12 protein-coding genes are annotated in these 15,196 nt (G+C 59.6%); 4 read left to right on the forward strand and 8 right to left on the reverse strand.

Features of this window, described 5'->3' with window-relative positions; all coding sequences use genetic code 11:
• Positions 1 to 34: 34 nt before the first annotated feature.
• From phaC to argS, 6 genes are all read right to left on the reverse strand, one after another.
• Positions 35 to 1,714 carry a class II poly(R)-hydroxyalkanoic acid synthase gene (gene phaC / locus KGB06_RS23305; RefSeq protein ID WP_223519932.1) on the reverse strand — a complete coding sequence of 560 codons (1,680 nt, stop codon included), beginning with the start codon at positions 1,712 to 1,714 and terminating at the stop codon, positions 35 to 37.
• 259 nt (positions 1,715 to 1,973) lie between these two features.
• Positions 1,974 to 2,351, reverse strand: a complete 378-nt coding sequence (locus KGB06_RS23310) for a gamma-butyrobetaine hydroxylase-like domain-containing protein (RefSeq protein ID WP_223519934.1) — start codon at positions 2,349 to 2,351, stop codon at positions 1,974 to 1,976.
• A gap of 141 nt (positions 2,352 to 2,492) precedes the next feature.
• Positions 2,493 to 3,833 (reverse strand): ATP-dependent protease ATPase subunit HslU, encoded by a 1,341-nt coding sequence (hslU, locus tag KGB06_RS23315; RefSeq protein ID WP_223519936.1) that lies wholly within the window; start codon positions 3,831 to 3,833, stop codon positions 2,493 to 2,495.
• A 55-nt stretch (positions 3,834 to 3,888) separates the two neighbouring features.
• Entirely contained in the window at positions 3,889 to 4,419 is a 531-nt protein-coding gene (gene hslV, locus KGB06_RS23320; RefSeq protein ID WP_046031180.1) for an ATP-dependent protease subunit HslV, read from the reverse strand.
• A 231-nt stretch (positions 4,420 to 4,650) separates the two neighbouring features.
• Complete coding sequence (locus KGB06_RS23325) at positions 4,651 to 5,361, reverse strand: SPOR domain-containing protein (protein ID WP_223519938.1); 711 nt, start codon at positions 5,359 to 5,361, stop codon at positions 4,651 to 4,653.
• Position 5,362: 1 nt separating this feature from the next.
• On the reverse strand, positions 5,363 to 7,099 hold the full coding sequence (argS, locus tag KGB06_RS23330; RefSeq protein WP_223519940.1) for an arginine--tRNA ligase: 1,737 nt from the start codon (positions 7,097 to 7,099) through the stop codon (positions 5,363 to 5,365).
• On the opposite strand from argS, the gene KGB06_RS29920 reads away from it, so the two are divergent.
• Complete coding sequence (locus KGB06_RS29920) at positions 7,098 to 7,220, forward strand: hypothetical protein (protein ID WP_263288380.1); 123 nt, start codon at positions 7,098 to 7,100, stop codon at positions 7,218 to 7,220. The genes argS and KGB06_RS29920 overlap by 2 nt on opposite strands.
• Positions 7,221 to 7,321: 101 nt before the next feature.
• Here the strand turns inward: KGB06_RS29920 and KGB06_RS23335 are convergent, their stop codons facing one another.
• The gene (locus tag KGB06_RS23335) at positions 7,322 to 9,541 is read right to left on the reverse strand and encodes a primosomal protein N' (protein WP_223519942.1); all 2,220 of its coding nucleotides are present in this window, start codon (positions 9,539 to 9,541) and stop codon (positions 7,322 to 7,324) included.
• Between the two features lie 290 nt (positions 9,542 to 9,831).
• On the opposite strand from KGB06_RS23335, the gene rpmE reads away from it, so the two are divergent.
• The 3 genes from rpmE (at position 9,832) to KGB06_RS23350 (ending at position 12,328) form a co-directional block, all read left to right on the forward strand.
• Positions 9,832 to 10,062 (forward strand): 50S ribosomal protein L31, encoded by a 231-nt coding sequence (gene rpmE, locus KGB06_RS23340; RefSeq protein WP_007899231.1) that lies wholly within the window; start codon positions 9,832 to 9,834, stop codon positions 10,060 to 10,062.
• 14 nt (positions 10,063 to 10,076) lie between these two features.
• Positions 10,077 to 10,877 carry a thermonuclease family protein gene (locus KGB06_RS23345; RefSeq protein WP_223519944.1) on the forward strand — a complete coding sequence of 267 codons (801 nt, stop codon included), beginning with the start codon at positions 10,077 to 10,079 and terminating at the stop codon, positions 10,875 to 10,877.
• 182 nt (positions 10,878 to 11,059) lie between these two features.
• Complete coding sequence (locus KGB06_RS23350; RefSeq protein WP_046031175.1) at positions 11,060 to 12,328, forward strand: malic enzyme-like NAD(P)-binding protein; 1,269 nt, start codon at positions 11,060 to 11,062, stop codon at positions 12,326 to 12,328.
• 270 nt (positions 12,329 to 12,598) lie between these two features.
• Here KGB06_RS23350 and KGB06_RS23355 read toward each other — a convergent pair whose 3' ends face one another.
• Complete coding sequence (locus tag KGB06_RS23355) at positions 12,599 to 15,040, reverse strand: penicillin-binding protein 1A (protein WP_411741870.1); 2,442 nt, start codon at positions 15,038 to 15,040, stop codon at positions 12,599 to 12,601.
• Positions 15,041 to 15,196: the final 156 nt, after the last annotated feature.

Raw genomic sequence — 15,196 nt, forward strand, 5'->3', positions numbered from 1 at the left:
AAGCTCGGCTCCTACAGGGCGCGAGGTGTGTCAGTTACCGCTCATGGACATAAGTGCCTGGCGCTGCTTCGCCGGCGGTGTAGGTTTTGTTGCCCAGGCTGGCTGGCGCCTTTTTCAACTTGCCCCCACGCTCGGCTTGCCATGCCTGCCAGTGCAGCCACCAGGAATCGGTGTGCTTGGTGGAGTTCTCTTGCCACTCTTCGGCCTTGACCGGCATCTCGCTGCTGGTCATGTAGCGTGATTTCGGATTGCCCGGCGGGTTCAGAATGCTCTGGATATGCCCGCTGCTCGACAACACGAATTCGACCTTGCCACCAAACAGTTGCGCTGACTTGTAGCAGGACTTCCATGGGGTGATGTGGTCGGTGGTGCCGGCCAGGCAATAGATGTCTGCGGTGACTTGTTTCAGGTCAATCGGCGTACCGCACACTTCCAGTGCATTGGGGCGGATCAGTGGATTACTTTTGAACATCTCGATCAGGTCGCCGTGGAACGCGGCCGGTAACCGTGTGGTGTCGTTGTTCCAGAACAGAATGTCGAACACCGGCGGTTCGTTGCCCAGCAGGTAGTTGTTGACCCAGTAGTTCCAGATCAAGTCGTTGGGGCGCATCCAGGCAAAGACTTTCGCCATGTCGCGGCCTTCCAGCACACCGGCCTGATAGGACTGGCGCTTGGCGGATTCCAGGGTTTGCTCGTCGACGAACAGGGCGACGTCGCTGTCCAGGGTGGTATCCAGCACGCTGACCAGCAGCGTCAGGGAGTTGACCTTTTTCTCGCCGATTGCCGCGTAATGGCCCAGCAGCGCGGTGCAGGTGATGCCGCCGGAGCAGGCGCCGAGCATGTTGATGTCTTTGCTGCCCGTGATGGCGCTGACCACATCGACCGCTTCCTTGAGCGCTTCGATGTAGGTCGACAGGCCCCACTCGCGCTGCTCCTTGGTCGGGTTGCGCCAGCTGACGATAAAGGTCTGCAGATTACTGCGCAGGCAGTAGCGCGCCAGGCTCTTCTCGGGGCTCAGGTCGAATACGTAGAACTTGTTGATTTGTGGCGGCACCACCAGCAGTGGGCGCTCGTGCACTTGCTCGGTGGTCGGCTTGTACTGGATCAGCTCCAGTACATCGTTGCGGAACACCACGGCGCCTTCGGTTACGCCCAGGCTCTTGCCAACTTCGAATGCGCCCATGTTGACCTGGCTCGGCATGCCGCCGTTGTGCACCATGTCCTTGGCCAGATGCGAGAGGCCGTCGAGCAGGCTTTTGCCGCCGGTTTCGAAGAAGCGTTTGACCGCCGCCGGGTTGGCCGCCGAGTTGGTCGGGGCCATGGCTTCGGTCATGAGGTTGATCACGAAGTGTCCGCGAGCGACATCTTTGGGCGACAGATTACTGTCGCCGATCCAGTCGTGGAGCTCCTTGCGCCACGCCAGGTACGTTTGCAAATAACGTCGATAGAGCGGGTTCTGAGTCCAGGCCGGATCGTTGAAGCGGCGGTCTTCGGGTGTCGGTTGAAGCTCGGATTTGCCGAATACCACGTTCTTCAGTTCAAGGCCGAAATGGGCGACATGCTTGGCACTGTGAATCGGTTGTTTGATGGCCTGTCTGAGCACCATGCGAGCAGAAGCCAAAAGATCCTTTCCGCGCAGCCCAACGACTGGATTCAGCCCCAAGGTGTTTTCCGAGGCTTGTGATTTCAAGTCATCGTTATTCTTATTACTCATCTACGACGCTCCATTGCCCTGAGACGAGTACCTGGGGCTGACTTTTTTCGTCAAACAGTCTTTGCCAGGTACTGCTACTTGGGTGACCGATAATTCTGCATCGCTGCTTTTTAGTTCAGAGAGCATTGCAGGGAACTTGCCAGTTCCATTGGTTACCCGAGTTTAATTTTTTTCGCAAGCAGGCCAATCATTGGCCTTTGAGCCGAGCATTCAAACAGATGAAATTAGAAAATGCCTTCTAAAGAGCAAAAGGGCCGATTTAGAGCATCAGCTTGACGATGGATTCGTTCGGATCGCGGGTTTTTCCGGCGGCTTTGAGCTCGGCAAGATAGTCTTCCCAGAGTGCGTCATAACGTCGCGCAAGTTCGTAAAGGTATTCCCAGGTGAACAGGCCGCTGTCGTGGCCGTCGTCGAAGGTCAATTTCAGTGCGTACTGACCGGCCGGTTCTACCTTGGACAGGCCGACGTTGATCTTGCCAAATTGCAGGATGGGTTTGCCGTGGCCCTGGACCTCGGCGGAGGGAGAGTGCACGCGCAGGAACTCGGCGGGCAGGTGATATTCCTCGCCGGACGCGTATTTCAGCGACAGGGTTTTCGAGGCTTTGTGCAGTTTGATGTCGGTGGGGAGTTGGGTCATGTTGGATGTCCGCCTGTGTAGAGCCTTGTGGGAGCGAGCCTGCTCGCGATGAGGTCATAACATTCAACATATCCTTTGAATGTCACACCGCTATCGCGAGCAGGCTCGCTCCCACAGGTTCTCGACCACTGTAAGTATGGCTTACAGGATATAACGGGACAGGTCTTCGTTCTGCGCCAATTCGCCCAAATGGCTGTTGACGTAGTCGGCGTCGATCATGATCACCTTGCCGTCATGGGCGCTGGCCAGATCACCGGCGCTGAACGACACCTCTTCAAGCAAGCGCTCAAGCAAGGTGTGCAGGCGACGGGCACCGATGTTCTCGGTCTTCTCGTTGACCTGCCAGGCGATCTCGGCAATGCGCTTGATGCCGCTCGGCTGGAACTCGATGCCCAGGCCTTCGGTTTTCAGCAGGGCACAGTATTGCTCGGTGAGCGATGCATGCGGCTCGCTGAGAATGCGCTCGAAATCTTCCGGTGTCAGCGCCTTGAGTTCGACACGAATCGGCAAGCGGCCTTGCAGCTCAGGCACCAGGTCGCTCGGCTTGCTCAGGTGGAACGCACCGGAAGCAATGAACAGGATGTGGTCGGTCTTGACCATGCCCAGCTTGGTGTTGACGGTGCAGCCTTCGATCAGCGGCAGCAAGTCACGCTGTACGCCTTCACGGGACACATCGACGCCACCGGAATTACCGCGCTTGGCCACCTTGTCGATTTCGTCGATGAACACGATGCCGTGCTGCTCGACCGCTTCCAGTGCCTTGGCTTTCAACTCTTCTTCGTTGACCAGGCGACCGGCTTCTTCGTCACGCACCAGTTTCAGCGCTTCCTTGACCTTGAGCTTGCGGCTTTTCTTCTTGCCCTTGCCCATGTTGGCGAAGAGGCTCTGCAACTGGTTGGTCATTTCTTCCATGCCCGGTGGCGCAGAGATGTCGACGCCGGCCATTTCGGCGACTTCGATTTCGATCTCCTTGTCGTCCAGCTGACCTTCGCGCAGGCGCTTGCGGAACAGCTGGCGGGTGTTGGAATCAGCCGACGGTGCAGCGTCTTCGTTGCTGAAACCCATGCGTGCCGGTGGCAGCAGGGCGTCAAGGATGCGCTCTTCAGCGGCATCTTCGGCGCGGTGGCGCACCTTGGTGATTTCCTGTTCGCGCAGCAATTTGATCGCAGCGTCAGCCAGGTCACGAATGATCGATTCAACGTCGCGGCCCACATAGCCGACTTCGGTGAACTTGGTCGCTTCGACTTTGATGAACGGCGCGTTGGCGAGTTTGGCCAGGCGACGGGCGATCTCGGTTTTACCGACACCGGTCGGGCCGATCATCAGGATGTTCTTTGGGGTTACTTCAACGCGCAGCTCTTCAGGCAGCTGCATCCGGCGCCAGCGGTTACGCAACGCGATGGCGACGGCGCGCTTGGCATCGTCCTGGCCGATGATATGGCGGTTGAGTTCGTGGACGATTTCACGGGGAGTCATGGACATAGTATTTAGCGGACCTCAAGCAAGAATGAGCCGTGGCGCAATGGCCAACACGGGCTTACTCGGCGCAGTCCTGCTCCTCAATGGTCTGGGTGTGATTGGTGAATACGCAGATGTCGGCGGCGATGCCGAGAGCGGTTTCGACGATTTCCCGGGCCGACAGATCGGTCTTCTTCAGCAGTGCGCTGGCAGCGGCCTGGGCATAACCGCCGCCGGAACCCATGGCGATCAGGCCTTCTTCAGGCTCAACCACATCGCCATTGCCGGTAATGATCAGGGAGGCGTCTTTGTTGGCGACTGCGAGCATGGCTTCGAGACGGCTGAGGGAGCGGTCGGTGCGCCATTCTTTGGCGAGTTCGACGGCGGCGCGAACCAGGTGACCTTGGTGTTTCTCAAGCTGGCCTTCGAAACGTTCGAAGAGGGTGAAGGCGTCAGCCGTGGCCCCGGCAAAACCGGCGATAACCTGGCCGTGGTACAGGCGGCGAACTTTCTTCGCGTTGCCTTTCATCACGGTATTGCCGAGAGAAACCTGGCCGTCGCCGCCCATGACGACTTTGCCGTGGCGGCGAACTGAAACGATGGTGGTCAAGGGAGAGTCTCCACGCAGCGGGGCGAAAATGCCTTATGCCAACTCATATGGGGGTGGTGGAGCGTATTTCAACTGTGGGGTGAGGCGAGGGACGAGCGGTTGGCAGCGGGTGATGGATGTTTTGTCGGGAAGGGCGCCTTCGCCGGCAAGCCGGCTCCTACAGGGATTGACGAATATTCTGTAGGAGCTGGCTTGCCAGCGATGAACGATGATGCGGTATCACTGACGGGATCAGCGGCTCTGGCGTTGTTGTAACAACAGGTTGCTAAACCCTGCGCCGGCCAGTTGTTTCTGAGCCGTGGTCAGTTGTTCGCGGTTGCTGAACGGCCCGACCAAAACGCGATACCAGGTCTCATCCTTTACCGTGCCGGACTCAACCGCCACCGACTGACCCAGCAGAATGATCTGCGCCCGAACCTTGTCTGCGTCAGTTTGTTTGCGGAACGAACCAGCCTGCAGGAAGAACTTGGTCACTGGCGCTGCTTTTGACACCGGTGGCGCTGGCGGCGGTGTAATCCCGGCCAGTGCAGCCTGAGCCCGCGCTGTATCGATCTTCGCCGCTTCCGCAGGCGTCACCGGCGTGGTCGGAATCGCCGGCACTTGCGGCGTCGGCAGGGTTTTCTCCGGCACGGCATCCGGCGGCACGATCACTTCCGATTCCGGCAGCAGGGTATAGAAGTCGTACTTCGGCTTCACCGGTTGCGTCGGGCTCGGCGGGGTCTTGTTGGCCTCGGCGATCTTGGTGGCTTTCTGTTGCTGCTCCACCTTCTCGCGCTTGACCGTGTCGCTGCCTTTGCCGGGTTCCAGTTTCATCAGGAAGACGATGAACGCGCCGACCGTCAGGCCGATGGCCATCCACAGCCAGCCCGGAATCGGCTGTTTTGCAGGGGCTTGGTAACGGCTGGCGCCACGCTTGGGTGCAGGTTTTTTCTTGGCAGCCAACTTACATACGCTCCAGAGTTTCCAGACCCAAGAGTTCCAGGCCTTGCTTGAGAGTGCGGCCGGTCAGTGCGGCGAGGCGCAGACGGCTCTGCATTTGCGCCGGAGTGTCAGCGCTGAGGATCGGGCAGTTCTCGTAGAAGCTGGAGAACAGGCCGGCCACATCGTACAGGTAAGTGCAGAGGATATGCGGCGTGCCTTTGTCGGACACGTTGTTCAGTATTTCGCCAAACTGCGCCAGTTTGGCAGCCAGTTCGTGTTCGTGGGCGGCTTCCAGCACGATCTGGCCTTCGACTTCTGTGAAGTCCTTGCCCAGTTTGCGGAACACGCCGGCGACGCGGGTGTAGGCGTACAGCAGGTACGGTGCGGTGTTGCCTTCGAAGTTCAGCATCAGGTCGAAGTTGAAGCTGTAGTCGCTGGTGCGGTGCTTGGACAGGTCGGCGTATTTCACCGCGCCAATGCCCACCACCTTGGCGATGTTGCGCAGCTCGTCATCGGCAAGCTCCGGGTTCTTGTCCTTCACCAGGGTGTAGGCGCGTTCCTGTGCTTCGGTCAGCAGGTCGATCAGCTTCACGGTGCCGCCATCGCGGGTCTTGAATGGACGGCCATCTTTACCGTTCATGGTGCCGAAGCCCATGTGTTCCATTTCCATCGGATGGGTCACGAAACCGGCCTTGCGCGCCACGGCGAACACTTGCTGGAAGTGCAGGGCCTGACGCTGGTCGACGAAGTACAGCGCGCGATCAGCCTTGAGCTTGCCGCTGCGATAACGCACGGCCGCCAGGTCGGTGGTGGCGTAGAGGTAGCCGCCGTCAGCCTTGACGATGATCACCGGCAGCGGGTCGCCGTCGGCGTTCTTGAATTCGTCGAGGAACACGCACTGGGCGCCATTGCTCTCGACCAGCATGCCGGCGGCCTTGAGGTCGTTGACCACGTTGATCAGGTCGTCGTTGTAGGCGCTTTCGCCCATCACGTCGGCCATGGTCAGTTTGACGTTCAGCAGTTCGTAGATTTTCTGGCAGTGGGACAGGGAAATGTCTTTGAACTTGGTCCACAGCGCCAGGCAATCCGCGTCACCGGCTTGCAGCTTGACCACCAGGCCACGGGCGCGATCAGCAAACTCTTCGGATTCGTCGAAGCGCTGCTTGGCCGCACGGTAGAAGTTTTCCAGGTCCGACAGCTCGTCGCTGGTGATCGGGTTTTCCTGCAGGTACGCCATCAGCATGCCGAACTGGGTGCCCCAGTCGCCCACGTGGTTCTGACGGATCACTTCGTCGCCGAGGAATTCCAGTACTCGCGCAACACCGTCACCGATGATGGTCGAGCGCAAATGGCCGACGTGCATCTCTTTGGCGAGGTTCGGCGCCGACAGGTCGACCACGGTGCGCTGCACCGGGCCGGCCTTGCGCACGCCGATTTGTTCGTCGGCGAGTGCGGCGTCAAGGCGAGTGGCCAGGGCCTGGGTGTTCTGGAAGAAGTTCAGGAAGCCCGGACCAGCGATTTCGGTTTTGCTGACGTTTTCATCAGCCGGCAGCGCAGCGATAATTTTTTCCGCCAGGTCACGCGGCTTCATGCCGGCCGGTTTGGCCAACATCATGGCGATGTTGCTGGCGAAGTCGCCGTTCTTCTTGTCGCGGGAGTTTTCCACCTGGATCGCCGGCGACAGGCCTTCAGGCAACACACCTTCGTTGACGAGTTGGGTGATGGCTTGTTGGATCAGCTGGCGAATGGTGTCTTTCATGGTGGTCTCTTTCGACCGCAAGCGCGGTACGCGCTTCGATGCGCTGGTGGAAAAACTGGGCATTATCCGTGGCGAAGACGGGCTTGCCAACTATAGCGGGCTGGTTATGGATATGTGGTGACAAATCGACCGCCTTCGCGAGCAGGCTCGCTCCCACATTGATCGCGTGAGCGCCACAGAACCCCTGTGGGAGCGAGCCTGCTCGCGAAAGCGATCTCAAAATCAATACAAATCCACCGGATCGACATCAAGAGACCAACGCACCGCCCGTCCGCTCGGCATCTGTTCCAACACCAGCAACCAACTGCTCAACAACCGATGCAGTGGCGCCCGTGCCGTAGCCTGCAACAACAACTGTGCTCGATAACGTCCGGCGCGGCGCTCCATCGGCGCGGGCACCGGCCCCAGCAGCTCGATTCCGGTCAGGCCTTGCTCGGCCAATAAACGCTCGGCCTCGCTGCACGCTTCATCAAGAAACCCTTCGGCTTGCCCCGGTTTGTGCGCTTCCGCGCGCAGCAGCGCCAAATGGGCAAACGGCGGTAATCCAGCGGAGCGGCGTTCGCTCAACGCTTGCTCGGCAAAAGCGAAATACCCTTGCTCGGTCAGTTGCACCAGCAGCGGATGGTCCGCCAGGTGCGTCTGGATGATCACTTTGCCCGGCTCTTCCGCTCGCCCGGCGCGACCGGCGACCTGAACAATCAATTGCGCCATGCGCTCGCTGGCGCGGAAGTCGCCGGAGAACAGCCCGCCGTCGGCGTCGAGAATCGACACCAGCGTCACCCGTGGGAAGTGATGCCCTTTGGCAAGCATTTGCGTGCCCACCAATATGCACGGTTGGCCCTTTTGAATGGTGGCGAACAGCTGATTCATCGCGTCCTTGCGCGACGTGCTGTCACGATCGACCCTCAGCACCGGGACGTCCGGGAATAAAATCGCCAGCCGTTCCTCGGCGCGCTCGGTGCCGGCGCCCACGGGCCGCAAATCGACTTTGCTGCATTTCGGGCAGCGCCGGGGTACGCGTTCGACGTAGCCGCAATGGTGGCAACGCAGCTCGCCGGAGCGCTGGTGCACAGTCATCCGCGCATCGCAGCGCTGACATTCAGACATCCAGCCGCAGTCGTGACACAGCAGTGTCGGCGCAAAGCCGCGACGGTTGAGGAAAACCAAGACTTGCTGGCCGGCGGCCAGTGTTTGGCCGATGGCTTGCTGCATCGGCCCGGAAATACCGCTGTCCAGCGGGCGACTTTTTACATCCAGGCGCAGGAAGCGCGGTTGCTTTGCGCCACCCGCCCGCTCGTTCAGCCGTAGGAGGCCATAACGGCCGGTGTAGGCGTTGTGCAGGCTTTCCAATGAGGGCGTGGCGGACCCGAGGACAATCGGGATGTTTTCCTGTCGGGCACGGACCAATGCAAGGTCTCGGGCGTGATAGCGCAAACCTTCCTGCTGTTTATAGGAGCCGTCGTGCTCTTCGTCGATGATGATCAGGCCGGGGTTTTTCATCGGCGTGAACAGCGCCGAGCGGGTGCCGATAATAATGTCGGCGTCACCGTCCCGAGCGGCGAGCCAGGCTTCGAGGCGTTCGCGATCATTGACCGCCGAGTGGATCAAGGCGATGCGCGCATTGAAGCGCTGTTCGAAGCGCGCCAGGGTTTGCGGGCCGAGGTTTATCTCCGGGATCAGCACCAGCGCTTGTTTGCCAGCCTCAAGAGTTTCGCGGATCAGCTGTAAATAGACTTCGGTCTTGCCGCTGCCGGTGACGCCGGCCAGCAAAAACGCGTGATAACTGTCGAACCCGGCGCGGATGGCTTCATACGCCGCGCGCTGCTCCGGGTTCAGCGGTAATTCCGGTTGCGCCAGCCAGTGCTCGTGACGCGCGCCGGGGGCGTGTTTGCGGATTTCTACCTGCACCAGGTCTTTGGCCAGCAACAAATCCAGGCTGTCTTTGCTCAACATCAGCTTGCTCAGCAATTGATGAGCAACGCCGTGGGGATGTTGGGCCAGCGTCGCCAATGCTTCGCGCTGGCGCGGTGCGCGGGCAATGCGCGGATCATCCAGGCTGGCGCCCGGCGCGGCAGACCAGAAGCGTTCCTGGCGCGCTTCAGCCAGTTCGCCCTGACGCAGCAACACCGGTAGCGCCCAACTCAAGGTATCGCCGAGGCTGTGTTGGTAATACTGGGAGGTCCACAGGCACAGCTTGAACAGCGCCGGTGGCAGCGGTGGCGTGGCGTCGAGCAGGGCCAGCGCAGGTTTGAGCTTTTCCACCGGCACTTCGCTGGTATCGGTGACCTCCACCAGAATCCCGATCATTTCCCGTCGTCCGAACGGCACCCGCAGGCGCATGCCGGGATGCAACTGGGCGCGCAGGATCCCGGCCGGGGCACGGTAATCGAACAGGCGGCGCAGGGGCGAAGGCAGGGCGAGGCGCAAAATGGCGTCGGGCACGCGGGGGGATCTCGATCAGCAGGCGGTAAAAAGGATCAGGCACATAACCTTGTAGAAGTGAGCCTGCTCGCGATAGCGGTGTTTCAGACGACATAAACGTTGAATGACAGATCGCTATCGCGAGCAGGCTCACTCCTACAGGGGATCGCGTATTGGGTCGGGAGCCTAGCAGACGACTGGTTTGAGGGACAGCTTGCGTGATTGGCGATGTCTGGTAGAATCCGCGGCCTAATTACGTGCGGTATTCAACAATAGTGTTGAGTGGCGGCACGCTAGCCTGAGGAATCATCATGAAAGCCGATATCCATCCAACATACGAAATCACCGCAGTTACCTGCAGCTGTGGCAACAAGTTCGAAACTCGTTCGAACCTGGCCAAGCCTCTGGCGATCGACGTATGCAACGAGTGCCACCCGTTCTACACCGGTAAGCAGAAGACTCTGGATACTGGCGGTCGTGTACAGCGCTTCGCAGACCGTTTCGGCGCTTTCGGCAAGAAAGCTCCAGCTGCTGCAGAGTAAGGTTGAAGGGCCCGATGGGCTTTTCCTTGCTGTTGAAAAAGGCGTCCCTTGCGGGCGCCTTTTTTGTGTCTGCGATTTGGCTGACCGGCGCCCAGGCCTTCTGCCCGACGCCAAGCGGGCTGACATCGGTTACGGTGCAGCGGGTGGTGGATGGCGACACCTTGCGCCTGAGCGATGGCCGCAGTGTGCGCATGATTGGCTTGAATACGCCGGAACTGGCCAAGCAGGGCCGTTCCGACGAGCCGTTTGCCGTGATCGCGCGCAAACGTCTTGAAGCGCTGGTGGCGGCCAGCAATGGGCGCGTCGATTTGCTGCCGGGTAAAGAAAACAAGGATCGCTACGGTCGCACGCTGGCCCATGTCTATGGCGCTGACGGTGCCAACCTCGAAGCGCAGATGCTTGCCGAAGGCTTGGGTTTTCAAGTAGCGGTGGCACCCAATGTTGATTTGGTCAGTTGCCAGCAAGCCGCCGAACGCAGCGCCCGGGAGGCCGGCCTTGGCGTATGGCGGCAATCCCCTGTACTGAAAACGGAGCAGATCAGCGTTTCTGGTTTCGCCGTGCTCAGCGGTCGTGTGAGCAATGTTCAGCGCAATCGCGGTGGGGTTTGGATCGAGTTGCAGGACTCGGTTGTATTGCGCGTTGCACCCAATGTGCTCGGACAATTCGATGTCTCTGCGCTGGAAAAGCTCAAGGGCAAGCAGATTGAGGCGCGTGGCTGGGTGCTGGATCGTTCGCGTCACGGCGAATTGATATCCGGGCAGGCACGCTGGCTTCTTCCTCTGACCGATCCGTCGATGTTGCAGACGGCGCAGTAAGAAAGAATTGTAGACATTTTTGTTGTCGATTGTGAACAGTCAATCCCTTGTGTTCCGTGGCTCTTGGCCCAAAGTCGTAAGGCCGGGCGCTTGACAGGGGTGACTGGTCAGTCTTGTGGGGATTTTGCGAGGCGCGTATCCTCGCTGACCAGTCTGTCCCACAGTAAAAGCGGAATGCCAAAATGTCTGATCTGAAAACTGCCGCTCTCGAATATCACGCCCATCCTCGTCCAGGGAAGCTGAGTGTCGAGCTCACCAAGGCCACCGCTACCGCCCGCGACCTGTCGCTGGCTTACAGCCCCGGCGTAGCCGAACCAGTACGCGAAATCGCCCGCGATCCTGAACTGGCCTACAAATACACCGGCAAGGGCAACCTGGTGGCAGTCATTTCCGATGGCACCGCGATTCTCGGCCTGGGTAACCTCGGCCCATTGGCTTCCAAGCCTGTGATGGAAGGTAAAGGCGTGCTGTTCAAGCGCTTCGCCGGCATCGACGTTTTCGACATCGAAGTCGACTCCGAAAGCCCGCAAGCCTTCATCGACACCGTCAAGCGCATCTCGATCACCTTCGGTGGCATCAACCTGGAAGACATCAAGGCACCTGAGTGCTTTGAGATCGAACGCGCTCTGATCGAACAGTGCGACATTCCGGTATTCCACGATGACCAGCACGGCACCGCAATTGTTACCGCGGCCGGCATGATCAACGCCCTGGAAATCGCTGGAAAAACCCTCGCTGACGCCAAGATCGTCTGCCTGGGCGCCGGTGCGGCCGCCATCTCCTGCATGAAATTGCTGGTGAGCATGGGCGCCAACATCGAAAACATCTTCATGGTTGACCGTACCGGCGTGATCCACTCCGGCCGTGACGACCTGAACCAGTACAAGGCTGTCTTCGCTCACGCGACCGACAAACGCACCCTGGCTGACGCGCTGACCGGTGCTGACGTGTTCGTTGGCCTGTCCGGCCCGAACCTGCTGAGCGCTGAAGGCCTGAAGTCCATGGCGGCCAACCCGATCGTGTTCGCGTGCTCCAACCCGGATCCGGAAATTTCCCCGGAACTGGCTCACGCCACCCGTGACGACGTAATCATGGCCACCGGCCGTTCGGACTACCCGAACCAGGTGAACAACGTACTGGGCTTCCCGTTCATCTTCCGTGGTGCCCTGGACGTTCGCGCCAAGCGCATCAACGAAGAAATGAAAGTGGCTGCGGCCAACGCCCTGCGTGAACTGGCCAAACTGCCAGTGCCTCAGGAAGTGTGCGACGCCTACGGCGGCATCAAACTGGAATTCGGCCGTGAGTACATCATTCCGAAACCAATGGATGCCCGTCTGATCACCCTGATCTCCGATGCCGTGGCCAAGGCTGCTATCGAGACCGGCGTAGCGACCCTGCCGTATCCGAAGAACTACCCGCTGAAAAGCGTGGATGACGTGTTCAACGGCTAAGCCGTTGTAGCGCTTCAACCCAAAAGCCCCGGCTCTTATTGAGTCGGGGCTTTTTTATGTCCGCAAGTTTGTGGGTGACTGTGATGGCCTCTTCGCGAGCAGGCTCGCTCCCACATTTGTCCGATGAGTACATGAATCTGGAGTACACCCCAATCCACTGTGGGAGCGAGCCTGCTCGCGAAGAGGCCATCACAGACATTGTAGAGATTGCAGGCACAAAAAAGCCCCGCTCTTCTTCCGAAGGCGGGGCTTTTGCGTTGCGCTACGCGATCAGAACAAATCGATCGGCGCCGCTTCATCCGCTGGCAGCGGGCTGCCCGGCGCACTGCCGTTACCCAGTTCATCCGCCGATGGTGGCGTGTCTTCGGCCTTGAACAGTTCGAAGTACGCGCCTGGCGTGCCTGGGCTGGCGGCACGACCACTGACCGGGTCGACCCGCAGGCTCAGGATGCCTTCGGGCTCTGGTTGCGTATGCGGCGGCTTGTCTTTAAGGGCCGCAGCCATGTAGTTCATCCAGATCGGCAGCGCGACGGTACCGCCGAACTCCTTGCGACCCAGGCTTTCCGGCTGGTCGAAACCGGTCCAGACGGTGGTCACATAATCGGCGTTATAGCCGGAGAACCACGCATCCTTGGATTCGTTGGTCGTACCGGTCTTGCCCGCGATGTCGCTACGTCCCAGAGCCAGAGCGCGACGGCCGGTGCCGAGCTTGATCACATCCTCCAGCATGCTGTTGAGGATGTAGGTCGTGCGGCCATCGATGATGCGCTCGGCAACGGCTGGCGTTGGCGGTGCAATACCCGGCGCGGCGGGTGCCTCGGCCGGGGTCGCGTTGACTGTAAATGACTGTGCGGCCGGCACAGCAATGCCGCTGGTCGCTACGTCGCCCTGAGGAACGCTCGGCGGGTTGGCGACGAACAGCGTGTCGCCGTTACGGCTTTCGATCTTGTCGATGATGTACGGGGTGATCTTGTAGCCGCCGTTGGCGAAGGCGCTCCAGCCGGTGGCAATTTCCATCGGTGTCAGGGTCGCGGTGCCCAGCGCCAGCGACAGGTTGGGCGGCAGGTCCTGCTTGTTGAAGCCGAAGCGGGTGATGTAGTCGATGGTCTTGCCGACGCCCATCGCTTGCAGCAAGCGGATCGACACCAGGTTACGCGACTTGTACAACGCCTCACGCAGACGAATCGGGCCGAGGAAGGTGTTGGTGTCGTTCTTCGGACGCCAGACCTTGTCCAGGTATTCGTCGACAAACACGATCGGCGCGTCGTTCACCAGGCTGGAGGCGGTGTAGCCGCTATCCAGTGCGGCGCTGTAGACGAACGGCTTGAAGCTCGAGCCTGGCTGGCGCTTGGCCTGCATGGCGCGGTTGTAGTTGCTCTGTTCGAAGGCGAAACCGCCGACCAGCGCACGAATGGCGCCGTTCTGCGGATCCAGTGAAACCAGTGCGCCTTGTGCCTGCGGGATTTGGCTGAATTTCAGCGAGTTGTCTGGCTGACGCTGCACGCGAATCAAGTCACCGACCTGAGCCACATCCGACGGCTGCTTCGGATTGGGCCCCATGCTGTTGGTGTTCAGGAACGGCCGTGCCCACTTCATGCTGTCCCAGCTGACGTGTCCTTCACCGGTGCGGGTCATCACTTGCAGGCCGTTTTTGTCGACCTGAGTGACAATGGCGGGTTCAAGGCCGTTGATGGTGCGTTGCTTGGTCAGCTCGGTTGCCCAGGCCTCACGGGTCTTGCCCGGCAGGCGCGACTCGGGGCCGCGATAGCCATGGCGCTGGTCATACGTGATCAAACCATCGTGAACTGCGGTGTTGGCCATTTCCTGCAGATTGCTCGGCACGGTCGTGGTTACGCGAAAACCTTCGGTGTAGGCGTCGCTGCCGTAGCGGCCGACCATTTCAGCCCGGGCCATTTCGGCGATGTACGGTGCATTCACTTCCGGTGTCGGTACGTGATAGCTGGCGTTCAGCGGTTCGTTGATCGCCGTGGTGTAGTCGGCTTCGGTGATTTTTCCCAGCTTGTACATGCGCCCCAGAATCCAGTCGCGGCGCTCTTTGCTGCGGGCCGGGTTGGCCAGCGGATTGAAGCGCGAAGGGGCTTTGGGCAAGCCGGCGATCATCGCCATCTGGGCGAGGCTGACATCACGAATCGATTTGCCGTAATAGACCTGCGCTGCCGCCTCGATACCGTAGGCGCGGTTGCCCAGGTAGATCTTGTTGACGTACAGCTCAAGGATCTCGTCCTTGGTCAGCTGCCGTTCGATCTGCAAGGCCAGGAGGATTTCGGTGGTTTTGCGCGAGAAGCTGCGTTCGCTGGTCAGGAAGAAGTTCTTCGCCACCTGCATGGTGATGGTGCTGCCACCGGACTGAATGTGTCCGCTTTTGACCAATTGGGTGGCGGCACGCATCAGGCTGCTGGGATCGACGCCATAGTGGTTGGCGAAATTGTCGTCTTCAGCACTTAGTAACGCATTAATGAAATTGGGGGGAATGTCGGCGAAACGGATCGGAGTACGGCGCATTTCGCCAAACTCTGCGATCAACTTGTCATCGCTGCTGTAGACCCGCAAAGGAATCTGCAACTGGATGCTTCTCAGCGCCTCCACGGAGGGTAATCCGGGACTAAGGTAGAGAAAGGCGCCGCTCAGACCAAGGAGCAGTCCACAGAAAACGGCGACGATGGACCAACCGAAAAATTTCAGCAGACGAATCAAGGCTTTTGGACATCCAGGGCAAAGAATGAATGAGGCATCAGGGTTCAGATAAACAGGGAACGGCCCGCGCTTGAAGTAAAAACCGGAAAAAAACGCTGGGCATTATAAGCATTTTTCCGCAGGGAACGTCATGGGCGCTTCTGTCAAGACGAA

This window comes from Pseudomonas sp. GL-B-19, assembly GCF_019956415.1.
GTDB lineage: Bacteria > Pseudomonadota > Gammaproteobacteria > Pseudomonadales > Pseudomonadaceae > Aquipseudomonas.